Annotated in this window: 26 protein-coding genes; all 26 read right to left on the minus strand. The window is 63.8% G+C overall.

Features of this window, described 5'->3' with window-relative positions; genetic code table 11:
• Window positions 1–56 precede the first annotated feature (56 nt).
• Window positions 57–500 carry a flagellar export protein FliJ gene (gene fliJ / locus J2T57_RS13600; protein WP_253479186.1) on the minus strand — a complete coding sequence of 148 codons (444 nt, stop codon included), beginning with the start codon at window positions 498–500 and terminating at the stop codon, window positions 57–59.
• A 60-nt stretch (window positions 501–560) separates the two neighbouring features.
• Complete coding sequence (gene fliI / locus J2T57_RS13605; RefSeq protein WP_253479188.1) at window positions 561–1916, minus strand: flagellar protein export ATPase FliI; 1356 nt, start codon at window positions 1914–1916, stop codon at window positions 561–563.
• Entirely contained in the window at window positions 1909–2697 is a 789-nt protein-coding gene (locus J2T57_RS13610) for a flagellar assembly protein FliH (protein ID WP_253479190.1), read from the minus strand. The genes fliI and J2T57_RS13610 overlap by 8 nt, the downstream gene beginning before the upstream one ends.
• A gap of 12 nt (window positions 2698–2709) precedes the next feature.
• The gene (fliG, locus tag J2T57_RS13615) at window positions 2710–3723 is read right to left on the minus strand and encodes a flagellar motor switch protein FliG (RefSeq protein WP_253479192.1); all 1014 of its coding nucleotides are present in this window, start codon (window positions 3721–3723) and stop codon (window positions 2710–2712) included.
• On the minus strand, window positions 3710–5407 hold the full coding sequence (gene fliF, locus J2T57_RS13620; protein WP_253479194.1) for a flagellar basal-body MS-ring/collar protein FliF: 1698 nt from the start codon (window positions 5405–5407) through the stop codon (window positions 3710–3712). Before fliF ends, fliG begins: the two co-directional genes overlap by 14 nt.
• A 25-nt stretch (window positions 5408–5432) precedes the next feature.
• Entirely contained in the window at window positions 5433–5768 is a 336-nt protein-coding gene (gene fliE, locus J2T57_RS13625; protein WP_253479196.1) for a flagellar hook-basal body complex protein FliE, read from the minus strand.
• 12 nt (window positions 5769–5780) lie between these two features.
• On the minus strand, window positions 5781–7112 hold the full coding sequence (locus J2T57_RS13630) for a sigma-54-dependent transcriptional regulator (protein ID WP_253479199.1): 1332 nt from the start codon (window positions 7110–7112) through the stop codon (window positions 5781–5783).
• Window positions 7113–7209: 97 nt separating this feature from the next.
• Window positions 7210–8643: a sigma-54 dependent transcriptional regulator gene (locus J2T57_RS13635; RefSeq protein ID WP_366519102.1), complete on the minus strand. Its 1434-nt coding sequence runs from the start codon at window positions 8641–8643 to the stop codon at window positions 7210–7212.
• A 233-nt stretch (window positions 8644–8876) separates the two neighbouring features.
• Entirely contained in the window at window positions 8877–9200 is a 324-nt protein-coding gene (locus J2T57_RS13645) for a flagellar protein FliT (RefSeq protein ID WP_253479201.1), read from the minus strand.
• Window positions 9193–9627 carry a flagellar export chaperone FliS gene (fliS, locus tag J2T57_RS13650; RefSeq protein ID WP_253479203.1) on the minus strand — a complete coding sequence of 145 codons (435 nt, stop codon included), beginning with the start codon at window positions 9625–9627 and terminating at the stop codon, window positions 9193–9195. Before fliS ends, J2T57_RS13645 begins: the two co-directional genes overlap by 8 nt.
• Window positions 9628–9659: 32 nt before the next feature.
• Window positions 9660–11675: a flagellar filament capping protein FliD gene (fliD, locus tag J2T57_RS13655; protein ID WP_253479205.1), complete on the minus strand. Its 2016-nt coding sequence runs from the start codon at window positions 11673–11675 to the stop codon at window positions 9660–9662.
• Between the two features lie 134 nt (window positions 11676–11809).
• Window positions 11810–12166, minus strand: a complete 357-nt coding sequence (locus J2T57_RS13660) for a flagellar protein FlaG (RefSeq protein ID WP_253479207.1) — start codon at window positions 12164–12166, stop codon at window positions 11810–11812.
• 76 nt (window positions 12167–12242) lie between these two features.
• Window positions 12243–13457, minus strand: coding sequence for a flagellin N-terminal helical domain-containing protein (locus tag J2T57_RS13665; RefSeq protein ID WP_253479209.1), 1215 nt, complete (start codon window positions 13455–13457; stop codon window positions 12243–12245).
• Between the two features lie 497 nt (window positions 13458–13954).
• Window positions 13955–15166 (minus strand): flagellar hook-associated protein FlgL, encoded by a 1212-nt coding sequence (gene flgL / locus J2T57_RS13670; RefSeq protein WP_253479211.1) that lies wholly within the window; start codon window positions 15164–15166, stop codon window positions 13955–13957.
• A gap of 3 nt (window positions 15167–15169) precedes the next feature.
• Window positions 15170–17152, minus strand: a complete 1983-nt coding sequence (gene flgK / locus J2T57_RS13675) for a flagellar hook-associated protein FlgK (RefSeq protein ID WP_253479213.1) — start codon at window positions 17150–17152, stop codon at window positions 15170–15172.
• Window positions 17153–17198: 46 nt separating this feature from the next.
• Window positions 17199–18173: a flagellar assembly peptidoglycan hydrolase FlgJ gene (flgJ, locus tag J2T57_RS13680; protein ID WP_253479215.1), complete on the minus strand. Its 975-nt coding sequence runs from the start codon at window positions 18171–18173 to the stop codon at window positions 17199–17201.
• Between the two features lie 167 nt (window positions 18174–18340).
• Window positions 18341–19456, minus strand: a complete 1116-nt coding sequence (locus J2T57_RS13685) for a flagellar basal body P-ring protein FlgI (RefSeq protein ID WP_301289384.1) — start codon at window positions 19454–19456, stop codon at window positions 18341–18343.
• Window positions 19457–19467: 11 nt separating this feature from the next.
• A complete protein-coding gene (flgH, locus tag J2T57_RS13690) occupies window positions 19468–20136 on the minus strand; it encodes a flagellar basal body L-ring protein FlgH (protein WP_253479217.1) in 669 nt (222 codons plus the stop codon).
• Between the two features lie 23 nt (window positions 20137–20159).
• A complete protein-coding gene (gene flgG / locus J2T57_RS13695) occupies window positions 20160–20945 on the minus strand; it encodes a flagellar basal-body rod protein FlgG (protein ID WP_253479219.1) in 786 nt (261 codons plus the stop codon).
• A 15-nt stretch (window positions 20946–20960) separates the two neighbouring features.
• Window positions 20961–21704, minus strand: a complete 744-nt coding sequence (locus J2T57_RS13700) for a flagellar basal body rod protein FlgF (protein ID WP_253479221.1) — start codon at window positions 21702–21704, stop codon at window positions 20961–20963.
• 5 nt (window positions 21705–21709) lie between these two features.
• The gene (flgE, locus tag J2T57_RS13705; RefSeq protein WP_253479223.1) at window positions 21710–22939 is read right to left on the minus strand and encodes a flagellar hook protein FlgE; all 1230 of its coding nucleotides are present in this window, start codon (window positions 22937–22939) and stop codon (window positions 21710–21712) included.
• 15 nt (window positions 22940–22954) lie between these two features.
• The gene (locus tag J2T57_RS13710) at window positions 22955–23629 is read right to left on the minus strand and encodes a flagellar hook assembly protein FlgD (protein WP_253479225.1); all 675 of its coding nucleotides are present in this window, start codon (window positions 23627–23629) and stop codon (window positions 22955–22957) included.
• Window positions 23630–23905: 276 nt separating this feature from the next.
• On the minus strand, window positions 23906–24322 hold the full coding sequence (gene flgC, locus J2T57_RS13715) for a flagellar basal body rod protein FlgC (RefSeq protein WP_253479227.1): 417 nt from the start codon (window positions 24320–24322) through the stop codon (window positions 23906–23908).
• 5 nt (window positions 24323–24327) lie between these two features.
• Window positions 24328–24735, minus strand: a complete 408-nt coding sequence (gene flgB / locus J2T57_RS13720) for a flagellar basal body rod protein FlgB (protein WP_253479229.1) — start codon at window positions 24733–24735, stop codon at window positions 24328–24330.
• A 239-nt stretch (window positions 24736–24974) separates the two neighbouring features.
• Window positions 24975–25823, minus strand: a complete 849-nt coding sequence (locus J2T57_RS13725; protein WP_253479231.1) for a CheR family methyltransferase — start codon at window positions 25821–25823, stop codon at window positions 24975–24977.
• A 70-nt stretch (window positions 25824–25893) separates the two neighbouring features.
• Window positions 25894–26814, minus strand: a complete 921-nt coding sequence (locus J2T57_RS13730; RefSeq protein WP_253479233.1) for a chemotaxis protein — start codon at window positions 26812–26814, stop codon at window positions 25894–25896.
• Window positions 26815–26852 lie beyond the last annotated feature (38 nt).

Consider the following 26852-nt stretch of genomic DNA (forward strand, 5'->3'; position numbering starts at 1 on the left):
AAATCAAGGTATCGGGAGGAATAAAGCAAGATGGGGGCCAGGCAGGACAGCAGGCGTCAGAATGTCCGGAAGCGCCGCATGCGCAGCGCCAGTTCGTCGCTGGCGCGCTGCTCGGCACTGGCCTCGTCACGTCGCACCGCGGCACGCTGTTTGTCCACGACCTTCTCCACCGCATCGGCACGGCGGCGTTCGGTCAGCCAGTGTTCCTGCAAGCCGTCGGCCTGCTGCCGGAGGTCCATGAGATGGCGGTGCTGTTGGGCAATAGCGGCATCCAGCCGGCTGATGAAGGCATTGAAGTCGCGGAGGCGGAAGGCATCGATGAGCCCCTGCCCCTCGCCGGCCACATCGCGGCGGTAATCTTCGCGAAACTGCTGCAACTGGGTCAGCCGGTCTTCCGCCTCGGTCACACGGCGGCGTGCCTGCTCGAGTTGCCGCGCCGAGGCCTCGGCGCGGTCGCCAAGTACTCCCTGAACAGTCTCCAGACGTTTCAATCGCGTCATCGCCCCCCCTCTTGGTTATGTTTTATAGCAGGCATGCACCACTGGCGTCTGCGACCGCTATCACGCTGGCGGCGCCAGCAGGTCCTCCAGCGCGGCCAGACTGTTGGCGAATCCGTCGGACTGGCGCAGGTCCTGGGACAGGAATTCCATGAGCTTCGGATGCAACGCGATTGCCTCGTCCACGCGGGGATCCGTGCCCCGCTGGTAGGCGCCGACGTTGATGAGGTCCTGATTCTGCCGATAGACACCGTAGATCTGCTTGAACCGCTGGGCAAAGGCGCGATGCCGCTCATCGGTGATGTTGATCATGGCGCGGCTGACGGACTGCTCGATATCGATGGCCGGATAGTGGCCCGCGTCGGCCAGTTCACGGCTTAACACCACATGACCATCAAGTATGGCGCGGGCGGCGTCGGCAATGGGATCCTGCTGATCATCGCCCTCGGCCAGCACGGTATAAAAAGCGGTAATGGAGCCACCGCCGGCGGGGCCATTACCGGCCCGCTCCACCAGCCGCGGCAACCTGGCGAAGACCGATGGCGGATAGCCCTTGGTGGTGGGCGGTTCGCCGATGGCGAGCCCGATTTCCCGCTGCGCCTGGGCATAGCGGGTCAGGGAATCCATAAGCAGCAGTACGCGCTTGCCCTGATCGCGGAAATACTCGGCAATGGCCGTTGCCTGCATGGCGCCGTGGAGCCGCATGAGGGGCGGTGAATCCGCCGGCGCCGCCACTACCACGGCGCGGCGCATGCCCTCCTCGCCGAGGATGTCGTCGATGAACTCCTTCACTTCCCGACCACGTTCGCCGATCAACCCCACCACCACCACATCGGCATCGGTGTAGCGGGTCATCATGCCAAGCAGCACGCTCTTGCCCACGCCGCTGCCTGCGAAAAGCCCCATGCGTTGCCCCTGCCCCACGGACAGCAGCGCATTGATGGAGCGCACACCCACATCCAGCGGCCGCCGGATGGGGGCACGATCCAGCGGATTCACACCGCGACCCAGCAGCGGTACCCGCGCCTGTCCGCGGATCGGGCCACGGCCATCCAGGGGCATGCCAGCGCCGTCGAGAATGCGGCCCAACAGGCGGTCACCCACCACGGCTTCATAGAGACCATCCTGGGGAATCACCACCGCGCCGGGTGTCATACCCTGGACGTCACCGGTGGGCATGAGATACAGGCAATCATCGCCAAAGCCGACGACTTCCGCCTCGACGTCTTCCGTATCCCGCGAGCGAATCACGCAGCGCGCGCCAATGGGTGCCTGGCAACCCCGGGCTTCCAGGGTCAGCCCCACCATACGCCGCAGGGTGCCTTGCACCTCAATGCGCGGCGGGCGCAGATGCGACTCCCGCTCGGCCAGCGCCTGCCGCCAGCGTTCAGCACGCTGTTCGTCAAGGGGCTCAGTCATTGTCGTTCCCATCCACCGGCCGGTTTTCGGCAGGCGGATTGTCGGGCCCATCCGGCGGGTTACGGTCCTGCACACGACCGCCACCCAGCAACTGGATCACCAACTGGTTGAGCCGATGCTCCACGGTGGCATCGATGAATGAGGCATCGCTGCGCACGGTGCAGCCGCCACGGCTGATGGCGGCATCCTCCACCAGACGCCAGGCGCGCTCCCCGGCATCGGCGTGGCTGTCACCCAGGCGATCACCGAGAAACCGGAAATCTTCCGGGTTGACGTGCACACGTACGTTCTGCGCCGACAACGGCAGAGCGGCAACCGCCTCCCGCACCACGGCCATGACCTCTCCCGGCTGGGTCTGCAGCTCCCGTCGCACCACGTGGCGGGCGGCGGTCAGTGCCAGCTGGCTCAGTTGCTCGATAACCTGTTCATCCAGTTGATCCAGCGGGCGGGCCAGGGCATCCAGCACACCGTCGAGTTGCGTGACACGCTGTCGGTAGTCCGCATCGGCCTGCTCCGCCTGGTTGCGGGCCTCCTGCTGCGCCTGTTCCAGGCCGGCACGATAGCCCTCTTCGCGACCCTGCTCGAAACCCTCGTCCTGGGCCGCCTGACGCAGCGACTCGAGCTCACCCGCCGTGGGGTAACGCGGCCGCGACGCCACTGCCTCGGCCCCACTCGGGGCCCTGCTCGGTGACACTGGCTCGTGCATGTCCGGCGCCTGCCAGCGGCTCACAGACTGATCGCGCCGCTCCTCGTCGGTCAGCGGTTTGCTGGCGCGATTCATTCAGGCCTCCGCTCAGATGTATTCATCGCCACCGCCACCAAGAGAGATCTGACCCTCATCGGCCATGCGCTTGGCAACGGTGAGTACTTCCTTCTGGGCCTGTTCCACATCGCTGACCCGCACCGGGCCGCGGGCATCCAGATCGTCCTGCAGCATCTCCGAGGCCCGCCGTGACAGGTTCTTGAACATCTTGTCCTTCAGCGCATCGTCGGCGCCCTTCAGCGCCAGCACCAGCAGCTCCGAACTCACCTCGCGCAGCAGAGCCTGAATGCCGCGATCGTCCAGTTCCACCAGGTCGTTGAAGGTGAACATGAGATCCTGGATCTTCTGACTCAGGTCCGCATCCATCTCGGTGACCTGCTCCATCAGCGGGTTCTCCACGGCACTGTCCAGATAGTTGAGGATATTGGCCGCGGCCTGGATGCCGCCGATGGACGACGACTTCAAGCGCTGCTTGCCGGTGAACTGCCGCTCCATGATCTCGTCGAGCTCCTGCAGTGCCGCAGGCTGCACACCCTGCAGGGTCGCAACACGCATCAGGATGTCGTGGCGGATGCGCTCCGGCAGATTGGCCAGAACCTCCGCGGCATGGTCGGGGTCAAGGTAGGACATGACGATGGCAATGATCTGCGGGTGCTCCAGGCGCAGCATCTCGGCGACGGTCTTGCCGTCCAGCCACTTCAGCTGCTCCAGGCCGCGGGTGTTGCCGCCCATCATGATGCGATCGATGATGTTGCCGGCCTTGTCCTCACCCAGCGCCTTCACCAGCACCGAGCGAATGTAGTCGCTGTTGCCGATACCAAGCGCTGTCTGCTCGCCGACGGTGGTGACAAAGTCATCCACCACCGCCTCGACCTGTTCCTTGCGGATGTTCTTCAGCGAGGTCATGGTACTGCCCAGCAACTGCACCTCTTTCGGCCCAAGGTGCTTCATCACCGAGGCAGCCGTATCCTCGCCAAGGCTCATCAGGAAAACGGCCGCTTTTTCGGCGCCGCTCAACTTCGGGCTGGGACTATTTTCCGTCATCGTCATTCAACCAGTTCTTGATGAGGTTGGCGGCCAGGGCCGGCTCCTGATCGATGATCTGCCGGGCGGCATCGATCTTGGCCTTATGATCCGCGTTATTGATGGCCGCAGTCTGCTCAATGGTTCCGCTTTCCATGTCCGGGCCGGTCAGGCGGCGGGTATCCACGCCGCTTTCCGCCGCAGGCAGTCCCGCCTGTTGCTCACCCTGGGGTTGCTTCGACGCACCCCGGCCAAGCAGTCCGTTCACCATCGGGCGGATCACCATGAAGATCAAGGCCAGCGCCACGATGGCGGCAATCATCCAGCGCCCCAGTTCCAGCGCCAGCGGCTGCTCCCAGAGCGCGGGCTCCGGTATCACCTCGGCCTCGGGCTCCTGGAAAGCCGCATCGATGACATTGATGCTGTCGCCCCGGGTGCCGTCAAAACCGATGGCATCCTGGATCAGTGCAGTCAGGCGCTGAATCTGCACGTCGCTCATGGCCTCGCGCACCATCTCGCCGTCGTCACCGGCAACCATGGGCTGGTCAACCAGCACGGCCACGGTCAATCGCTCGATGCCGCCCTGGGCGCGGCGATTGTGGCGTACGGTGCGGCCCACCTCGAAGTTGCGCGTGGCCTGGTTGCTGGTGTTGAAGGGAAAGATGCTCTCCGCCATGAAGGCGTCTTCGCCGCCGATCTGACCGGCGCCGGGGGGCTGGTTGGTGAGTGCGCCAGGCACGCCCTCGGCGCGTCCACCCGCTTCCCGACGTTCCTCGCTGGTCTGTTCGCTGCGGATCACCGTGGTATCCGGATCGAACGTCTCCTGGGTGATCTCTTCATGGTCGAAATCGATCAGCGTGTTGACGCGGGCCCGCACCCGGCCGGCGCCCACCATGGGTGTCAGCAGATCCTCGATGCGCTGGGCATAGCTGCGCTCCACCCACTGCTGGTACTCGAATTGCCGGGCGGAGAGGCCCATCGCATCGCCCATGCTGTCCTGGGTGAGCAGGTCGCCCCGCTGGTCGACAACAGTGACCCGCTCCTCGGACATCTCCGGCACGCTGCTGGCCACCAGGTGGACGATGGCCGCCACCTGGTTCTCGTTCAGCCGACGGCCGGCGGCAAGGGTGACCACCACCGAGGCGCTGGGTTGCGAGGTTTCACGGATGAAAACGGTCTCCCGCGGCATGGCCAGATGCACCCGGGCCTGCTCCACGGCGCTCAGGCTGCCGATGGAGCGGGCCAGCTCGGTCTCCAGGGCACGCTGGAAGCGGGCCGTCTCCATAAACTGGCTGGTGCCGAAGCGCTGGTCTTCCTGCAGCATCTCGTAGCCCACCCCCTGCCCCTTGGGCAAGCCTTGTCCGGCGAGATAGAGCCGCGTTTCATGAACCTGGGTGGCGGGCACCTGAATGGCGCCGGTGTTGCGATCAAGACGATACTCCCGGTCGCTGGCCTGCAGGGCTTCCACCACCGCAGCGCGATCCGATTCCGGCAGACTGCCGAACACCGTCCGGTAGACCGGCTGCTGGGCCCAGAAGAAGATCCCCACCACCATGGCCATGGCAATGGCCAACCCGGCGATCAGCCCGATCTGGCGTGTGGCGGCCCCATTCATCAGGCCGTCCCATGGGCGCTTGCCGCCAGCGCGGCTATCGCCGCGCAGCATGCCCTGGTCAGTGGTCGTCAAAGCCTGTGCGTCTGCCATGGCTGTTTCCGTCGCTCGCTATGCATCAAACCGGCATGTTGAAAATGTCGCGGTAGGCCTCGACCAGGTGATTGCGCACCTGCTTGGTCGCTTCGAAGGCCACACGGCTCTTCTGCGTGGCCACCATCACCTCGGTGAGGGGAATGTCGTCGCCCCGGGTGAAGGCCTCGGTCTTGGCGGAAGCGTCCATCTGCATGGTGTTGACCTGATCCACCGCGGTGCGCATTGCAGCGCCGAAGCCACCCTGTTGCGCCGGTTGCGCGTCTGCCGCGCCGCCACGGGACTGTTCCGCCATCCGCTGCATCTCCTGCAGCATTCGAATCGCGGCGTTGACGTTGCCTGGTCCGCTGACACCATTCATGGTTCGTTCCCCTTATGCGTACTCGGCACCGGCAACGCCGGGCACTTCCAGACCTTGTTCCCGCATGCGCTGCAACTTGTAGCGCAGCGTGCGCACGCTGATACCGAGCTTTGCGGCGGTCGCCTTGCGACTGCCGTTCTGCTGCTGCAGCGTATCGATGATCATGCGTTGCTCACGGTCGCGCATTCGCTCGTCCAGTGGCGCTGGCGCTGCCGTTGCCTCCGCCACCACCACGTCACCCGGCACCGGATCGAAACGCAGGTGCGCGGGCTCGATGCGCTCGCCATCCACCATCACCAGGGCGCGCTGGATCACGTTCTCCAGTTCCCGCACGTTACCCGGCCAGGGGTGTGTCACCAGCCGCTGGATCGCCGCCTCGGTGAGCCTGGGCTGACTGGCCTGTTCGGCACAGTGCCGACGCACGAACGCCGCCGCCAGCGGGCCGATATCCGCCGGGCGGGCACGCAAGGCGGGAAGGACCAGGGGAAACACATGCAGACGGTAATAGAGATCCTCACGGAAACGCCCGGCCTGCACTTCGCCGCGCAGATCACGGTTGGTGGTGGCGATGACGCGTACATCGATAGGCGTTGCTTCGGAACCGCAGAGCCGCTCCACTTCCCGCTCCTGCAGAACGCGCAGCAGCTTGGCCTGCAGTCCGAGATCGATCTCGGAGACCTCATCCAGGAGCAGCGTGCCGCCCTGGGCCTGTTCGAACTTGCCGGTATGGGCGCGATGGGCGCCGGTGAAAGCACCCTTCTCGAAGCCGAACAGCACGGCCTCAAGCATGTGTTCGGGAATGGCCGCGCAATTCACCGCCACGAATGGACCATCTGCCCGGGGCGACTGCTGGTGAATGAAGCGGGCAAAGACCTCCTTGCCGGTCCCGCTCTCGCCGGACAGCAGCACCGTCACCGGACGCGCTGCTACCCGCGCCGCCAGGGCCACCATTTCCTGGGTCAAACGGTCCTCGCAAACCAGGCCGTCACCGGAGGATTCCTGCAAGTGGCGGCGCACGCTCTCCAGCAGCGCCATGGAATCGTCACGGGCCGTCAGAAAATCGACAGCCCCGTCGCGGATGGCGCGCACGGCGTCCTGCATGGTGCCGGTGGGCTGATAGAGAATGACGCGAGGGGGGAGCGCCCGCTGCAACAGACGCCGCCAGTCGACACCGCAGCCGGGCTGCAGAACGATCACCGCACGCCCGCAGGCGTCGAGCAGGCTGTCGAGTTGCGCCGTGGTCGCCGCGATCTGCACGGCGTGGCCCTCGGCCTGCAGCAGTTCCCGCCAACGGCCAACGGCCTCGGCATCATCGCTGACCAGGATCAGTTCGGGTTCTGTCAATGTTCCGCCCTCCGATCTCGCGCCTGCCTTTTGACACTGCAGGCTTCCATGGGGGCTTGATGCAGCCATCGTGCCAGCCGCGATTCAGCCGACCCTGTCAGGCCTCGGCGCGCTGGATGCCGTACTTGCGCAGCTTCTCCACCAGTGTGGTCCGGCGCAGGCTGAGCAGCTTGGCAGCCTGGGCAACCACGCCATCGGCGGCATCCAGGGCATCGCGAATGAGCTGGGTTTCCAGGTCCGAGAGGAAGGTCTTGAGGTCGATACCGCCGTCGGCCCAGTCAACGGGCTCGGACGCGGCAGGGCCGTCACCGGCCACTTCGGTGTCCGGCAAGTCATCCACCGCAGGGGCTTCGGTCAAGGCAACGTCCCAGTCGCCCTTGTGGAATTGCGGCGGCAGATCGTTTACGCCAACGCTGCCATAGGGGTGCAGGATGGCGAGGCGCTCCATCAGGTTGGCAAGCTCCCGCACATTGCCGGGCCAGGGGTGGTGGCTCAAGGCAGAGACGGCAGCCGGGGTCAGCCGCACCGAGCCACGGCCATCGGCCTCGATCCGCCGCAGCAGTTCGTCCACCAGCACCGGGATATCCCCGGCCCGCTCGCGGAGCGCCGGCACGTGAATGGGAAAGACATTCAGGCGGTAGAACAGGTCCTCGCGGAATTCTCCGCTGGTGATGCGTTGCTCCAGGTCCCGGTGGGTAGCGGCCAGGATGCGCACGTCGGCCTGAATCGGCTTGTTGCTGCCCACCCGCTCGAAGGTACGTTCCTGCAAGACGCGAAGTAGCTTCACCTGCATGTGCAGGCTCATATCACCGATCTCATCGAGAAAGATGGTGCCGCCCTGGGCGATTTCGAAACGTCCCTGCCGCGCACTGAAGGCACCGGTAAACGCGCCTTTCTCGTGACCAAACAGCTCGCTTTCCAGCAGATCCGCCGGAATCGCGCCGCAGTTGATGGGCACGAAGGGCTTGTCGCGACGGTCGGATTGCTCATGAATATTGCGGGCAATGACTTCCTTGCCGGTACCCGACTCACCCAGGATCAGCACCGTGGCTTCCGAAGGCGCCACCTGCTGCACCATACGCGCGATCTGCTGCATGGCGTTGCTCTGCCCCACCAGGCGCGGCGTCTCGTTGACGCCGCCGCGTCCGGCGGCGCGCTGCCGGGCATTGAAAGTGAGCGCCTGGGAGAGGCCGCTACTGAATTGCGCCTGCTTGAGGGGCAGATCGAGGTTGCCAAGACAGCCGGAGCCGGCATCCACCGGGCGGATACGACGATCCCCCGGGGCTGTGAGGAAGAAATAGGGAACCGATGGCGCCACATCCACCAGTGTATCCACGACGACCCGCCAGTGACGCTCATCGGCATGGGCGGCGATCAGCAGAACCGCTGTCTGCTCACCCTCGGCGCCGAGGACGCCGGCAAGCGCATCCGGGTGATGCACTGCCGTGGGATCATGTTCGAGGAAACGAAGGACAGCTTCGACGGCTGCTGCACGCTCACGATCGGTATCGAATACGACGACGTTGACCACCCTGAACCCCCCGGTCCGAATTCTTGTTTTCGTTCGCGATCAACCTGCGCCGCGGAGACTTTTGTTCATTCTGGCGCTGATTGACCGACCTACCGCGCGTCGTCTTTTTGACGTTGTTGCGCGCAGGGTCAGAGTGTCAATTTCGTGGCGGGGCAACTGTGACCTGTGTCGCGAATTTGCGACTGCGTCAGGAATGTGACGGTTTACGGCGACGTAATGACTTCAGGGCTTCATCAATCGGCGGAATAGCGATGATAGGCGCGAACGGCCTTGCGGTTGGCTTGTGCATCCTGCACATCGTTGGCCGATTCGTCGCGGGCATCGGTGGCGAGTTCGTTGAGTTCGGGGTCGTAGGCCAGCACTTTCTCGATGGCCTGCGCCACGACGGCGCGCTGCGCCTGGGGGATGGGCTCGGCAAACAGTCTTGCATTGATGCGGCGACGCTCGGCCTCACGACTGGCAACACCGGGCCAGTCGCGGGCGCGGGCGGCCTCGACCATTTCCCTGGTCAGGCGAAGCAGCTCGCCCGCCAGGGCATCATGCGTGGTCTCAGCCACTGACACTGACACCATTCGGATCAGCGGCTTTCACTTCAGCAGCCCCGGTGGCAGCGTCGCGAATGCCGTCCCAGCCGGTTTTCACTTCGCGCATCAGCCCGATGATTTCATCAAGCATGGCCACGTCATTGCTCGCGGTGGCTTCCAGGATCCGGCGCTGCATGTAGTCGTACAGGCCTTCCAGGTTGGCAGCAAGCTCGCCCCCCTTGTCATGATCCAGCGTGTCCCGCAGGCCGCTGAGAATGGAAATGGCCTTGCCCAGCTCGACGCCCTTTCGCTCGAACTCCCTGCGTTGCATCGCACCCCTGGCGGCGGCGACACGCATGATGAAGCCATCCATCAGCATCTGGATCAGGCGATGGGGGTCGGCGAACTGCGCCGACTGATTGCTGACCTGCTGGTAGGCGTTGAGTTTGTTGTTGACCATGGAGTCCACCTTGAGAAATCAGTGTGTCGATATCAGCGACGGTTGTTGTTGTTGTTGAAATTCAGCGTCGCCAGCTGCTGACTCAGAAACTGGCTGGTTTCGTTCATCTGCGCCACCATCTGATCCATGGCGCTGAACTGGGCGACGTAACGCGATTCAACCTGTGACATGCGCCGGTCAAGCCGCTCCTGATCGCTATCAAGTCGCGACAACTGGCTGTTCAGACTGTTGGTCTGATTGCTGATGGAGCCGTTCGCACCGATGAAATCCTGCAGAATCCTGTCGAGATCCGACATGATTCCCCGGGAATAGGTAATGGATCCGAGATCACCCGTCTGACCACCGTCCACCTTGAGCTTGAGCCCGTTGGTGGGGCCGCTCTGGCCGGTAAGAAACTGGCCAAAGCCCTCGGCTGCCACTCCACCGATGGTGCCTTGCACATCCGTGCCGGCAGTAGCCACACCGCCATCGATACCCAGGCTCGCCGAGAGCCCCGCCGCAACGCTATTGAACGCAATGCTCGACTCGCTGCCGTAACGCTGCGAGGTCACCGTAAAGCTGTTGGTTTCGATATCGAAGGAGACGGAGACACTGCGGTTGCCATCGCGCAGAACGCTGGAACCATTGATCAGCGCCTGTAGTTCACGGGCAACGGCATTCGGGCTGTCGTAATCCCCCGGCCGCAGGGTCAGCACTTCGGACCGCGTGCCATCAACGAGAATGCGGAAAGTGTTATCACCCTCGGCGATGCTGATCGGCCCACCGCCGATACCGGCGCCAGAGAATCGGCCCCGTGATGCCAGTTCGGAGACGTTGACGCCGTAACGTCCGTTCTCGGTGGCGGTGCGGCTGCTGTCGAAGGAGAACCCCCCACCATCGACAATACCGGTGCGACCGAACAAGGCGGCGACGGCGTCCGGGTCCCGCTCAAGGGCGCTTTCGAGGCGGTCGGCATTCAATTCCAGGCCACCCTCTCGAGTGGTGAGGATACCGATATCGGCCATGGCCCGGACTTCGCGACCTTCCAGCGCGGCCAGTGGTGCCGTCAGGGCATTGCGCAGCTGGCTGGTGATATTGCGCACGGCGGCGTTGCCATTCAATGGCCCGGCGGTCTCGGTTTCCGGATTGAAGCGCGTCAGTTCCCGCAGCTTGCCCTGCAATTCATTGAAGGCCGCGACAAAGCCCTCGATGGCCTCACGGGCACCGCTGTTGTCAGTCTCGACCTGGATGCGGGCGGCGGTTTCCGTGGTCTGCCGCAGATCCAGGGTCACACCGTCGATGAGATCGGTAATCGTATTCGATGACCGGGTCACCGCCAGTCCATCGATTGTCAGCTCGGCATTGCTTGCGGACCGGGTGATGATGGTCTCGGTGCTGCTCTCGTTGAAGGCCAGTCGATTCAATGCGGCATCGGCCGAATCCACATCGATGAGAAAGCCGTTGTCCTCGCCACTCTCCGTTGATGAGAAAACCAGCCGCTCGCCGCTGCCGTCGTTGACGATGTTCGCGCGCACACCAATGTCGGCACCGTTCACCGCGTCGCGGATTCCCTGCAGGGTGTTGTTGGCAGGATCGATCTGAATCGTGCGCGTCGCCTTGTCGGCGTTCTGGGAAAAGCCGGTCACTGCGCCCGACTCGTCCTGCTCCACCGCGCCGAACCGGAACGTGAGCGAACCACTGCCAAGCACCGCATCGCGGCTGGCGAAGGCACCAGTAGCGATGCTCTGGGCCTGGGCGAGGCGGTTCACCTGGATGTCGAAATTGCCCGCATCCGCGCCATCTCTCGCGGTGACAGCGATGGCTCCTTCGTTGGAAGAGGTCGCACGGGTGCTGAGGAAGCTATTCTGCTGGGCCAGATCACGGACCTGTGTCTGGAAAGAAGAGAGCGCACTGCGCACCTGACCCAGGGCGGAGAGCTGCGTCTGGAAGCGCTCGGCTTGGCGATCGATGCGATTCTGCTGCGGTGCGCGTTCTGCGGCGACGAGCTGATCCACCAACCCGCGGATGTCGATGCCCGACCCAACGCCCAGTGAACTGATGCCCGTCATGGTCACTCTCCCGCTGCAAACTCTTGCCGCCCTGGCGGCAACCATAGGCCTGTGGTTTCAATCCAGCACCCACGCGGACAGGCACCGCTTGGGGGTTCATTACCTGAGGCGTACTACAGCAAGAAGCTTGCCGTTCAGGCTTCTGCCTCGAACAGCAGGCCCTGCAGCCGCTGCACGTTCTCCGCCGCGGCAACCAGCCGTTCCGGCGGGATCTGCCGCACCACTTCCTCGGTTTCCGAGTCCAGGACGGTGATGACCGTGCGCCCGGAGGTTTCATCCACCGAGAACTGCAGATCGCGACGAACCACCTGGACAAAGTCGTTCAGCGTTGCAACGGCGTTGTCCACATCTTCGGCGGTCACCGACTCGACCTGGGGTGCTCGACCCCGACCGTCGGCGTCGACACGTTCGATGCTCGGCACATTCTGGCTACGGTCAGTCTGCTGCCGGGGCATCATGGGAGCAAGCAATGTGAGATCTGCCCTGTCCATGCATAAGCCCTCCACCTGTCACCAAATCAGGGCGGCATCCGGATCGAATGCCGCCCTGAACCTTGCCCTACCCCGATTAACCCAGCAGGGCGAGGACGTTCTGCGGCACCGCGTTGGCCTGGGCCAGCACCGAGGTACCGGCCTGCTGAAGGATCTGCGCACGGGTCAGCGCGGCAGTCTCTGCGGCAAAGTCGGCGTCCTGGATGCGGGAGCGGGCAGCGGAGAGGTTCTCCGAGCTGACGCTCAGGTTGGCGATGGTGTTCTCGAAGCGCACCTGCACCGCGCCGAGTTCCGCACGCAGGCTGTTGACCTGGGTAAGAGCACCGTCCAGCGCACCGATGGCCTGGGTCGCCGACTCACGGGTGGCAACGTCGATGTCGCGCAGGGTGACATCCTCCGCAGCGGCGCCATCAAAGAGGTCGACCGTGGTCGGCGTCGTGTCATCATCATCAAGTGTCACGAGGCCGCCGGTCACGGCAAGCGCCTCGGTGCCAAGAGCGGAAGTGATGGCAATGGTCGTGGAACCATCGTTGCCTACACGCAGTGAGGCCTGCACGTTCGCGGAAGCCAGTGCAGCCGCATTGTCGTCGCCGGCGGCGGCATCTTCAGCGATCTGCTCGTTGATCAGGCGGACCGCGTCATCAAGACTTTCGGCGCCAGTCAGATCGACCACGATGTCGTCGAAATCATCACTGGCGATCGTAATGTCTCCAATGCTCGCAATACCGTCGTCATTGATCTGTTCCTGCGACAGACCATTCGCACCGACAAACTCGGTGACGCCCAGCTCCGACGTCCTCGCGTCCACGCCGTTGACGGCAATGGTCTGGCCCTGGTTGGCGCCGACCTGGAAGAAGATATCCTGCAGACTGCCGTCGAGAATGTTGCCGCCGTTGAACTCGGTGGCGTTGGCGACGCGGCTGACTTCCTGAATGAGCTGCTGCACTTCGTCGTTCAACGCCTGCCGATCGGTGGCGGAGTTCGAGTCGTTGGCGGCCTGGATAGACAGCTCACGGGCCCGCTGCAGGGCGTCACCGATGGTGCTGAGCGCGCCTTCGGCGGTCTGCGAGAAGGAGATGCCGTCGTTGGCGTTCCGGCTGGCCTGGTTGAGACCACGGATCTGCGAGGTGAAGCGCTCGGCGATCGCCAGACCGGCGGCGTCGTCCTTGGCGGAGTTGATGCGCAGGCCGGAGGACAGACGCTCCAGGCTGGTGGCCAGGGCGCCCTGCGAGGTGGTGAGGTTACGCTGCGCATTCAGCGACAGCACGTTGGTGTTGATGATCTGGGCCATTGTTCCCACTCCTGAGTTAACGCGGTGCCCTGCACCGTTTGCTCCAGCGATGCTGGAATTCTTTGTTCAGGAGGTTTAACGGCGATGGTGGGGGGAACTTTAACGCGTAAGGGGATTTTTTTGTGACGGGGGTCACATTTTTGCGGTTGGTGGGTTTGATTGGCGTGGGTTGCGGTGCGTTACGCGCTTCGCGCTAACAGCACCCTACAGGGGGATATCGGGGAACGGCTGCCGGGTACGCCGCTCATGGACACGCCGTAAACCCATCCCTGGGGGCTCGACAGCGACATCCCTGTCGCTGACGGTCCATGAGCGGCGCACCCGACAGCCGTTTATGCCCTTTGGTTGGGGGCGGGCATGGCCAACGCTGAATCGGTGCGTTACGGCCTGCGGCCTAACAGCACCCTACGGCGGGCTTGGCCGGCCACGGCCAACTGTAGGGTGCTGTTAGCGCGCAGCGCGTAACGCACCGCAGCGGCGCTGGCCTTGCCCCACGCTTACAGGAAATTGAACAAACTCAAGCCCTGGATACGCACATAACTCTGCTGCGCCGCCTGCAACCCAACCTGACGCAAATTCAATTCGCTGATGGCCTTGGCGTAATCCACATCCTCGATATTCGACTTGGCCTCTCTCAAGTCCAGCAGGCTGGATTCGTTGGCGCGGCGCTCGCCGTCCACGGCGTTGAGCCGCGCACCGACTTCGCTGCGTATGTTGAGAATGTTGTCCAGCGCCTGATCCAGGTTGCCCAGCGCCGAATTACCCGCATTGAGAAACCGTGACCGGTCCACCGAGGTCTCGTTGGAACCGGAGGCTTCGAGTGCCGCCGCCAGGTCGTCGAGCATGCCGAACAGGCTGTTGAAGCCCGCCGGTGCCACCTCGAAGCTGTCGCCGTCCACCGGCGTTCCGCTGATGGCCACTTCCCGGCCATCGAACACGATGGCGTCACCCCGGTTGTAGGGGGCGTCCTCCACCAAGTTGCCGCCGGCATTGCTCACCGTGTAGGTCAGCTCGCCGTTCGCCTGCTCCGTGAAGGCGATGGTGTAAGGGCCATCAAAGGCCACGGTGCGGTCGAGAATCCGGCCGCCGTCGATAACTGCTGTACCGCCATTGCCGGGGGCCGCCGCCGTGGTGAATTCACCGTTGCCCTCGCGGATGCGCATGAACGTCTCGAAGCCGGTGTGGTTGGTAGCCAACTGCCGCGACGGCCCGGCCTGCACCAGCCGCTGGGTCTGATCGCCGGTGTAGTTGACGTCGCCATCTCCCAGCGCAAAGGGGCGCGTGCGGGTATTGCTACCGGCAAAGATGAATTCACCGGTTCCGTCCTGGGTGTTGGCCAGCTGCACAAGCTGATCCTGCAACTGGCGAATCTCAGCTGCGATGATTTTCCGGTTGGCACCGTCCTGGGTGGCATTCAGGGACTGCACCGTCAGCTCACGCACCCGCTGGATGATGTTGCCCGTCTCTTCCAGCACGGACTCCTCGGTCTTGAGGGCGAACTCGGCCCGGTCCAGGTTGCGGTTGAACTGCTCAACCTGACCGATGGATTTCTCCAGGTCCAGCACCCGGGCGGCGCCGGCAGGGTCATCCGACGGTGTGAGAATCTTGCGCCCGGTGGCCAGCTGTTGCTGGGTCTTCAGCAGCTTCGACTGCTGATCGAGGATCGAATTGGTGCTGGTCTGCTGGAACTGATTGGTAGAGACACGCATGGCTTACCTCTGGATCGCACCGAGCAGCGTCTGGAAAACATCGTTGGCCACGGTAATGACCTGGGCGTTGGCCTGGAACGCCTGCTGGAACTGCAGCAATTTTGCGGCCTCTTCTTCCAGGTTGACGCCGGACACAGATTCCCTCGCCTGCCGGGCCTGGTCGACCAGCGCCTCCTGGGCATCCCGATTGCTCTGGGCCCGCAAGGTCTCGGTACCGACCCGGCCGACAATGCTGCCGTAGAACTCCTGGTAGGTGGCAGCGCCACCCTGGGCGGTTCCCTCGTTGGCGAGTTCGGCGAGTTGCAGGGCGTTGGCGTTGTCGCCCACACCATTGTCGTTGGCCTTGACCTCGAAGGCGTCACCATCCGCCGGTACGCCGGAAAGGCGCAGGCTGAAGGTGCCAAACTCCGCGGTCTCGACTTCCGCGTTGATGCCGTTGCCCTGGGTGGCTGGATCGTAGTCGATGCTGGCGACTGCGGCACCATTGGCGTCGGTGACCTGAAAGGCACTGGCCGCCGCATCAAAGGTGAAGGTGAGCGGCCCATCGGCGCGGAAGTTGTCGAGCTGATCGGGGTCGAAGGCCGAGACGGAAATGCGGTCCAGCTGACCACTCCCGGTATTGATGGCCTGACCACTGGCGGTGGTCACCTCGCCGCCAGTCAGCGGATTGGCGAGGGCAATCTGCCCCGGCCGCTGCAGGTTCACGTCGATGCGCGCCGACGACTGCTTGGTGGGTCGCAGCAGGAAGCTGTCACCGTCGGCGGCGCCGAGCCCGCTGACATCAATGCTCAGCCCATCAATGACCTGCGGGCCACTGTCGTCAACGACCTGACTGGTATTGTCGCGCAGGCGCAGCAGCGTCCAGTCACCATTGTCAAAGGTCAGGCGATAGTCGGAGCCGGTGAGATCGCTGATCGTGGCGGCGTCGAAATCCACGATGGGTGAACCCACCCCGGCCGAGTTATTCTGGCTAGGCAGCACCTGGGGCCCGGGCAGTGAGAAGAAGTCCTGGCCAAGGCCGGGCGGCGTCGACTCGAACTGCATGCCCAGGCGGTGCTGCTCATTGAAGGTGGTGGCAATGGTGGCGGCAAGGCGGCCCAGGTCATTGCGGGTCGGCTCAAGTACCTCGCGGCGGAAGTCCAGCAACCCGCCCACCTCGCCACCGGTAAGGTTCCGCGTGATATTGACCTGCCCACCCCCCGGACGCTGGTAGGCGATCTCGAACTGGTTGGGGTCGAACTGGCTGCGCACCGCCGAGATCTGGTTGGTGGAATTGCCCACCACCAGCGCCTGGCCATTACCGATGAAGACGTTAATCGCGCCACCGGACTCCGGCACCGTGGTCACGCCCACCTTCTCGGAGAGCTGCTTGATGAGCTGATCGCGCTTGTCCAGCAGATCGTTGGGCGGCTGGCCGGTGCGGCCCTGGGCCTGGACGATCTCCTGGTTGAGCCTGGCGATGGAGCCGGCCAGTTCGTTGATCTCGGAGACGCCGAGCTGGATGCGGTTGTTGGCATCGCGCTCCAGCTCATCCAGCCGCTGATTCACGAGTTCGAAGCGGCTGACCAGGCTTTCCGCCTCGGACAGCAGCACCTGCCGCGCCGAGGTGGATGTGGGGTCGTTGGCGGCATCCTGCACCGCGTCGAAGAACGACTGCAACGCCGGCGAAACGCCGGCATCCTTGTCCGCCAGCAGGTTGTCCACCCGGCCATTGAAGTTGGCCAGCGTGTCCAGCCGGGAGAACTCGGCAATGTTCTTCTGCAGCGCGGTCTCGAGGCTCTGGTCGAATACCCGGCGCACGCTGTCCGTCTGCACCCCGGTGCCGATGAAGCCCTGGCTGCTGCCGCTGGGAATGCGGGTGGAGAAATCCACCCGCTGCCGGCTGTAGCCTTCGGTGTTGACGTTGGAAATGTTATGGCCAGTGGTCGCCAACGCCCGCTGGGTGGCTAGCAGACCGGAGACACTTGTACCGAAAATATTGGCCATGCTCACTTACTCCTGGGGGTGGCCGCACGAAGGCGGCGACCCGTGGTTACAAGGGTGTCGTCCGCGGTGCGTCATTCTTTAATTCCGGCAGCGTGGCCCGGAGGATATCGCCGCCCATGATCTGCTGGATCTTGCGGGCGTAATGCGGGTCCGTGGCATAGCCGGCCTGCTGCAAAGCATTGGTAAATGCAACCGGGTCATCACTGACCTTGAGCGCCCCGGCATACCGGGGGTTGTTGTTCAGAAACTGCAGGTAGTCGCGGAAGCTGTCCTCCAGGGAATCGTAGGCCCGGAATTCGGCCATCTCCCGTTGCGGGATACCACCACGGTATTCCAGCGTCGGTACCCGCACGCGGTCACCCTGCCAGCCCGGTGTCGCCTTGATACCGAACAGATTGTTGGCGCCCTCACCGTCCGCCTTGCGGATGACGTGCCGGCCCCAGCCGGTTTCCAGCGCCGCCTGCGCAACCAGTGCACGGGGGTCCACACCCAGTTCCTGCGCCGTGGCCCTGGCCGCAGGCCAGATGTCCCGGACGAAGTCTTCCGGCTTTTCCCAGCCATCACCCTTGCCGCCCAGGCCGGTGGCCTTGCCCGTGGGGGCTCCGGGCTTGGGAGCCACATCCGGCGTTGGCGCCTCCTGAATACGCATCACCGGCAGGCGACCGTAGTCCTGGATTCCCTTGCCGCCGGTCACCGGGGCCGGGTTGTCGAAGCCGACCTGTTCCCGGAGCTGGCGTTCCACCATGGCAGCGATCCCGAAACCGGGACCGTCACCCTGGGTCACGGCGAGGCCCATCTGCTGGTCGTAGAGTTGCTGGTACTGATCGGTGCCGGCGTTGGAGAAAAGACCGTCGCCGGGGGTTGCGGCACGCATGCTCTTCAGCATCATCTGCACGAACAGTGACTCGAACTGCTTCGCAACCTCGCGAATGCCGTCTTCGGATTGCTCACCGAGGCTGCGACGCATGCGCGTGGCGGCGGAGGTGTCGAAGATGTTGGCTTCGGCTGGGGTGAGCGTCATGGGTTGGTGCTCTTTCGTCTCGGTTGTGGCTTCGTTGGTTGTTGGTTCGGTGCGTTACGCGCTGCGCGCTAACGCACCCTACGGGGGGTGGGGGCTGGATCGGGTTGTAGGGTGCGTTAGCGCAAAGCGCGTAACGCACCAGACAGCTCCCGACCAGGCCACCACTCTCAGATAATGATCAACTCCGCCCGCAAGGCGCCGGCCTGCTTCAGGGCTTCGAGGATCGACACCAGATCCCCTGGGGCCGCGCCGACGCGGTTCACCGCGTTGACAATTTCCTGCAACTCGACGCCGGGGCCGAAGATGAACATGGGGTTCGCTTCCTCCACCACGTCGATCTGCGTATCAGGCACCACCACCGGGTCTGCATCGGTAAACGGCGCCGGCATACCCACCTGGAAGTCCTCGCTGATGGTCACGGTGAGGCTGCCGTGGGTCACGGCAGCGGCGCGCACGCGCACGTGGCTGCCAATGACCACCGTTCCGGTGCGGGAGTTGACGATGACCCGCGCCGGGGCGTCACCGGGATCAACCCGGATGTTCTCCAGAAAGGACACAAAGCCCACCCGCTGGTCAGGATCGCGGGGCGCGCGAACTTCCACCGACACCGCATCCCGGGCAGCAGCCGTCTGCGGCCCCAGGGAATCGTTGATGGCATCGGCGAGACGACGGGCGGTGGTGAAATCGCCGGTGTGCAGGTTCAACACCACGGAATCGCCGGAGGCGAACGGGCTCTGCACTTCCCGCTCCACCGATGCGCCATTGGGCACGCGGCCGGTGCTGGGAACGTTGACGGTGACACGGCTTCCGTCGGCGCCCTCTACCCCGAAACCACCCACTACAAGGTTGCCCTGGGCCAGTGCGTAGACTTCGCCGTCGGCGCCGCGCAAAGGGGTGAGCAACAGGTTGCCGCCACGCAGACTGCGGGCATTCCCGAGAGATGAAACCGTGATATCGATGGTCTGGCCCGAGCGGGCAAAGGCCGGCAGTTCCGCCGTTACCATCACCGCTGCCACGTTGTTGGTCTGCAGGTTGATGCCCTCGGGCAACTGCACGCCCTGGGCGGCCAGCATGCTGCGAATGCTCTGGGTGGTGAACGGTGTCTGGGTGGTCTGGTCACCGCTTCCATCAAGCCCCACCACCAGGCCGTAGCCCACCAGCTGGTTGGAGCGCACGCCCTGCACCGAAGCCAGGTCCTTGATGCGCTCGCCGTTCACGGCCCAGGCACTTCCGGCCAGCAGGCAGAGTACGGTGAACACGAAGATCCGCTTGATTGCCATCATGTTCATCGTCCTCAGAAGGGCCAAAGCGGCGAGTTGAAGATGCGCTGCATCCAGCCCATCCGGTTGGAATCGGCAAGGGTGCCGGTGCCGGTATACGCCACCTGGGCGTTGGCCACCCGGGTGGAAGACACGGTGTTGTCCGGGCGCACATCGTCGGGCCGCACCAGCCCGGTCAACGTGATGTATTCGTCGCCGTGGTTGATGGTGAGCTTCTTCTGGCCCTGCACGACCAGGATGCCGCTTGGATGCACGTCCACCACGATTGCGGTGAGCACGCCGGTCAGCTCGTTCTGCTGGTTGACGTTGCCACTGCCGTTGAAGTCACGGTCGGCGCTTGCCGAGGCAGACAGCGGGTTGCCCCTGACGGTGACGTCGCGGCCGAACACCTGGGGCGTGCCGATGTTGGTGTCACTGCTCTTGCTGACGTTGGTGCTGGCCTGCTTGCTGGCACCGGTTTCCTCTTCGAGGATGATGGTGATGAGGTCACCCGGGCGCAGCGCCGTACGGTTCTCGAACAGCCGCTGATCGCGGCCCGCCTGGAAAATGGCGCCATTGACCTGACGGGGCTGCTCCTTCACCACGGGTTGCGGCAGCGCTGGCGGTTCGCGGGCGTGATCCGGTACTGTGGCGCAACCGGCCAGCAGCATGAGGCCTGCAAGCATTGTGATTTTCTTCATCATGACGTGCCCCCCGGCTCCGCCGGTCAAATGTTCGTGGTGATGAACTGCAGCATCTGGTCCGAAGTGGAGATGGCCTTGGTGTTGGTCTCGAAGGCCCGCTGCGTCTCGATCATGTTCACCAGTTCCTCGGCGATGTTGACGTTGGAACTCTCCAGTGCGCCCTGCATCACCTGCCCCAGGCCGTTCAGCCCGGGCACGCCGATCTGCGGGTTGCCGCTGGCGCCGGTCTCGGCGTAGAGGTTCTGCCCCAGGGGCTCGAGGCCCGCCGGGTTGATGAATTCGGCGAGCTGGATATTGCCCACCTGGATGGGCTGGGCCTGACCCGGGACCTTGGCGCTCACGGTGCCGTCACGGCCGATATTGATCTGCTCGGTGTTGGGCGGCACGTTGATGTTGGGCTGCAGCAGCTGGCCGCTGGAGGTCACCATCTCGCCGTCGGCGTTCACCTGGAACGAGCCGTCACGGGTGTAGGCAATGGTGCCGTCGGACTGCAGCACCTGGAAAAAGCCGCGCCCCTCGATGGCGACGTCCAGGGAGTTGCCGGTCTGCATCAGGTTGCCCTGGGTGTGCTGTTTCTCGGTGGCGACCACCCGAACACCGGTGCCTAGCGAAAGCCCGGTGGGCAGCTGGGTGTCCTGGGTTTCCTGTCCACCGGCCTGGCGTACCGTCTGGTAGACCAGGTCCTCGAACACCGCCCGGTCCTTCTTGAAGCCGGTGGTGTTGACGTTGGCCAGATTGTTAGACACCACCTGCATGCGCGTCTGCTGGGCATCGAGGCCCGTCTTGGCGACCCAGAGTGCTGGATTCATGGCTATGTGCCTCCGTTAACCTTGAGCGCGCAGCAGCGCACTGCTGGCGTTGTCGTTTTCTTCCGCCTTGTTCAGCAGCTTCACGTAGGTCTCGAACTGCCGGGCGTGGTCGATCATCTTGACCAGCGCCTCAACCGAGTTGACGTTGCTGCCTTCCAGCGCGCCGCTGGTGACCCGGATCGCCCCATCCGGCGGCGCAATGCCACCATCCGGCAGGCGGAACAGGCCATCCTCGCCCTTGCGGAGTTCTTCCACCGCCGGGTCCACCAGCTTGATGCGGTCGAGCACCACCAGCTGATCCGCCGGAGCGCCGGCAGGCACGATGGACACCGTGCCGTCCTGGCCGATCTCGACCTTGTCCGCCGGCGGAATCGCCACCGGACCAGCATCGCCGAGCACCGGATGGCCGGCACCGTTCTCCAGCAAACCCACCGAGGAAATCCGCAGATCACCCCGGCGGGTGTAGGCTTCGCCACCGTCCAGCCCCTGCACCGCGAACCAGCCGTCGCCGTTGATGGCCACGTCCAGATCCCGGCCGGTGGTCATCACGCTGCCGGGACGGAAGTCATGGCCGATGGATGTCTCCGAGGAGTACACCCGGCTTGCATAGCCAGGCCCCCGGACCGGCTGGGAAATCAGCTGATCCAGGTCCTGACGAAAACCCGGCGTGTTGACGTTGGCCAGGTTATGGCTGTTGTGCTGCTGCGCCTGCAGTGCGTGCTTGGCGCCGGTCATGGCCAGATAGGCAAGACGGTCCATGGCGATTACCTGATGTTGATGATTTCCTGGGTCACCTGGTCCTGGGTCGAGATCATCTTGGCGTTGGCCTGGAAGTTGCGCTGCGCCGTGATCATCTTCACCAGCTGCTCGGTGATATTGACGTTGGACTGCTCAAGGGCACCTGCCTGGATCGAGCCCAGGCCGGACTGCGTGGGGTTGCCGAGCACCGGCGCACCGGACTCGAAGCTTTCCACCCAGGCAGTGTCGCCGGTCTGGGTGAGCTTCTCCGGGCTGGGGAAGCGCGCCAGGGCGAGCTGGCCAAGCACCAGGGACTGGCCGTTGGTGTAGCGGCCGAAGATGGTGCCGTCACTCTCCACATCCAGACTGGAGAACTGGCCGGCGGTGAACCCGTTCTGGCGCAGCTCGGCGACGTTGAACGGCGTGCCGAACTGGGTCAGGCCGCCAAAGTCGACGGTGATGTCCAGATCGTTCGCGCCCTCGACGCCGGCGGTGTCAGCCGCGGCGAAGGTGAAATCCACATTCGGATCGGCAGCACCATTCACGGTGCTCAGCGAACCGTCCGGGTTAAACACCACGTCGGTGGGCGCGCTAATGTTGCCGTTGACATCGGTGTACACCTGCCACTCGTTATCCGCGGCCCCCTTCACGAAATAAAGGGTGGAGAGGTGCGAGCGACCAAGAGAGTCGAAGATGGTGGTGGAGGTCGAGAAGTTGTAGGTCTCCGGGTTCTCCTCATCGAAAGCGAGTGCCGGCGGCTCCTGGGTCGCGTCCAGGTTGGCGTTCAGCTCCATATTGTCCGTGGCACTCGGCTGCACGTCGCCGGTGTTCACCTGCAGCGGGCCAAGGGCACCGGTGAGGTTGCCGTCTGTATTGGCGGTAAAGCCGGTGAGCTGCTTGCCGTCGGCGTTGACGATGAAACCATCGCGATTGAGCTCGAATGCGCCGTTGCGCGAGTAGGAGATAGAGCCTTCCTGACTCAGCCGGAAGAAGCCGGTGCCGCTGACGGCGAGATCCAGGCTGTTACCGGTGAAGTCGAACTGCCCCTGGTTGAACTGCTGGCGCACGTTCGACAGCCGGGCACCCTGGCCGATGGCGTTCTGCGACAGACCCAGCTGGGAGGTCGCGAAGATATCGGCAAATTCGGCACGGGACTCCTTGAAGCCCACCGTGCCGGTGTTGGCAATGTTGTTGCTGGTCACGTCCAGGTCCGCGGAGGCGGCGTTCAGGCCGGACAGTGCGATATTGAACGACATGGCTTTTGTCCTCGATTATTGAATTTGCCGAACATCGGAGAGCGGCTTGTCACCGACACCGTCAAGACTGAGCATGGGGCTCTGCCCACCCTGCCCCAGGGTCACGCTGTTCACCCGTGCGCCGGAGAGCACGCCCAGGCTGATGCTTTCACCGTTGCGGGTGCCCTGGGCGCTGATGCGGTATTCGCCCGGCGGCATGCGCACACCGCGGTTATTGGTGCCATCCCAGTTGAAGCTCGCCTGCGAACCGGAAGCCGCACCCAGCGGCAATTCCCGGACCAGTTCGCCGGCGGCGTTCTCGATGCGCACCGTCACGTTATCGACGCCCGACAGGTTCTTGACGGCGCCGCCCATGGACTCGCCTTCACGCAGCGCACCGCGGTTGCTCTCGACCAGCACATCGCGCCCCACCAGGCTCGCGGCCCGCAGGCCCTGATCCGTGGTCATGGATGCAGCGAACTTGTCGAAGGACTTCTGCAGTTCGGTGATGCCGTTGGCGCTGGTGAAGTGCGCAAGCTGACCCAGGAATTCGCCGCTCTCCATGGGCTGGAACGGATCCTGGTTCTGGAACTGGGTGATCATCAGCTTGAGAAAATCGTCCTGACCCAGCTCGTCGTTGCCCTTGCCCACGGCGTCCTTGGGTTGCGTCCCACTGCCCACACCATTTCCGGCGGTCAATGCGTCAAACATCCGTCAGCCTCCTAGTGTCGTGAATCATGAGTTCGTCACCTTTCTGAGCCAGTGCGCGCCTTGCTGGCTAGGCGCGGCGACGAGCCATAGCCGTCGCTATGGTGAGGAGCTGCAACACCGCCAGCGAGGCGCGCACTGGCTCCCGAAGGGCAGGTCGGCAAAACGCTGTCGCGGTGTTGGCATCGCTCGACGTGGGCCCGCCACGCCTTCGCGATGCCGCCTTGCGACAGCGTTTTGCCGACCCGCAGCAAGATGACGAACTCATGATTCACGACACTACCGGCCAAGCTGCAGGGTCTGCAGCAGCAAATCGCGGGAGGTGGTCATCACCTCCACGTTGTTCTGGTAGGAGCGGGAGGCCGAGATCATGTTGACCAGCTCTTCCACCGTGTTGACGTTGGAGCGGTACACGTAACCGTTCTCGTCCGCCTCGGGGTGATCGGGCATGTGCAGTGCCTTGTTCGGCGCCTCGCTCTCGATGACATCCCGCACCCGCACGCCAACGGTATTGCCATCGTTGCCGCGCACCGCCTGCAGCGTGGCCGAGAACACGGGATGCCGCGCCTTGTAGGCGGCCTCCGGCGTGCCGGCCATGGTCTCGGCATTGGCCAGGTTGCTGGCGGTCATGTTCAGACGCAGGGACTGCGCCGTCATGGCTGACCCTGCAACGTCAAACACCTTGAACAGAGACATGCTCCCTACTCCCCTCGAATCGCGCCGATAAGACCGGTGATGCGATCACCGAGAAAATTCAGACTGGCCTGATATCCCACCGCGTTCTCCGCGAACTGGGCCTGCTCCACGTTGCTCTCCACCGTGTTTCCATCCAGCGATGGGCTGTAGGGCTGGCGGTAGAGCAGTTCCATGGAGGCGTTGCCGCCGGCTTGCGCGCGCAGATGATTGCCGTGGGTGGTCGCCATCTGCAGTTGCCCACCGCGCTGCGAGCCTTCTGCCGCCCGCAGCGCGGCCTGGAAATCGAAATCCCGCGCCTTGTAGTTCGGGGTGTCCGCATTGGCCAGGTTCTGCGACAGCACCTGGTGGCGCTCACCGCGCAGCTTCAGCGCCGCCGCGTGCAGACCCATTGCCTTGTCCAGAGATATGCTCATGACCTGCCCTCACGATTGTTCGAGAGGGGTTATGCGAAAGGTGTGCCAGCGCGTCGCCAGGAGGACGATCACAAAGGAAACAACAGGGTTTAGCGGTGAGGAACGCCGCAGCGGTGCGGCGCCAGGGCCGGGGTCAAGCTTTCGGCCCAAGCGCCGATAACCCGAACAGGCGGAATTTTGACAGGGCTCCGGCGGCAAGCCGGCGGCAAGGTCTTGCCGCCATCGCTCGAAACTCCGGGCTAACGACGCTCAGTCACCTTGTTGCGCAAGCGGTAGAGTACGCCGCCGTGGCTGCGCACCATCTCCAGATCATCGGCATGCCGGGCCAATGACTCCGAAGCACCAACAATCAGGTAGCCGCCCGGTGACAGCTGCTGGCACATCCGCCGCAGGATATCCTCGCGGGATTGCGCCGAGAAATAGATCAGGACGTTGCGGCAGAAGATCAGGTCGAAACGGCCAAGACTCGTGAAGCTCTCGAGCAGATTGTGGCTCTGAACCTTCACCCTGCCGCGGATCTCGGGCCGTGCCTCCCAGGTATCGTCGTCGACCTGCTGGAAGAAACGTTTGCGCCGCTCAAGGGACAGCCCACGGCTGATGGCACTGCCGCCATAGCGGGCAAGACGCGCCTGGGCGACCATGGCGGGAGAGATATCGGTGCCAACGATTTCTGCCTCCAGACGCTGCCCGGCGGCAATGAATTCCTGCAGCGCCATGCTGATGGAATAAGGCTCCTGCCCGGAGGAACAGGCGGCAGACCAGATCCGGACGCGGGGTTTTCCAGCCTTGACGAACTCGGGAAACAGCCGCTCCTGCAGAATGGAAAACGGGTAGAGATCACGAAACCACTGGGTTTCGTTGGTGGTCATGGCCTCGATTACACGGCCACGCAGGCCGCCGGCGCGATTGCTCTGCACCTGCCGCACCAGTTCACCAAGGTTGGCGATCCCCTCCCGAACCATCAACTGGCCCAGGCGACTCGATACCAGGTACTGCTTGTTGTCACCCAGAACGATCCCGCAGGATTGCTCCAGAAAACCCCGGAAGGCCTGGTAATGGTCCGGATCAATTTGCCTGCCTGCAGACAAGCCGCGCTCCCGTTTAATCTGTCTGAAAGAAAGAAGCGGCGACAGTCGTCGCCACTCCCTGGCTAGTCTATCAGGCTGCGTCCAGGCGTTCCGTGACCTTCTTTGACAACTCGTCGGCGGCAAACTTGGCGAGGAAGTCGTCGGCACCAACGCGTTTCACCATGTTGCCGTTGAACACACCACTGAGCGAGGTGTGCAGCAGCACATGCAGGTGCTTGAGATTGTCCCGCTTGCGGATCTCGGAGGTCAGCGTATAGCCGTCCATGCGCGGCATTTCGATATCGGAAATCACCATCAGCATGGACTCGAGGGGCGTTCCCGCCGGCGCACCCGCCCATTGATCCAGCATTGCGAGCGCCTCTTCACCATTCTTGGCCAGGCTCACCTGCACGCCGATCTGCTGCAGGGTATCCCGCACCTGTTTGCGCGCAACAACGGAGTCATCCACCACAAGTACGTGACGGTCGATGGCGTCGTCCCTGGACTCCTGTTCACTCGCGGCTGCGACGCGCTCCGCCCTGGTGACTTCGGCCATCACCTTTTCCACATCCACGATCTGCACCAGTCGGTCATCTACCCGCGTCACGCCGGTAAGGTAGGCCGAGCCGGAGGCACCGCTGGGCGGCGGCATGATGTCCTGCCAGTTCAGGTTAACGATGCGATCAACGCCACGGACGACGAACCCCTGGGTCGTGCGGTTGTACTCGGTGACGATAATCGAGGTTTCACCGCTGGAATCCACCGGCTTGCCGGTGGTTGCCAGGCTCAGATCGAGCACGGCAATGGTCTTGCCGCGAATATGGGCGACCCCGGCCACCGCCGGATGGGCATGCGGCATGCGGATCAGCTTGGGCGTGCGAATGACCTCACACACCTTGAACACGTTGATTCCGAAGATCTGTGCACCGTTCAGGTTGAACAGCAGCAACTCCAGCCGGTTCTGGCCGACCAGATTGGTTCGCTGGTCCACCGTTTCTATGATGCTGGCCATGTGCGTTATCTCGCGTTGTCGTTATTGTCCACCCTATC

This window comes from Natronocella acetinitrilica (assembly GCF_024170285.1).
Taxonomy (GTDB): Bacteria; Pseudomonadota; Gammaproteobacteria; order Nitrococcales; family Aquisalimonadaceae; genus Natronocella; species Natronocella acetinitrilica.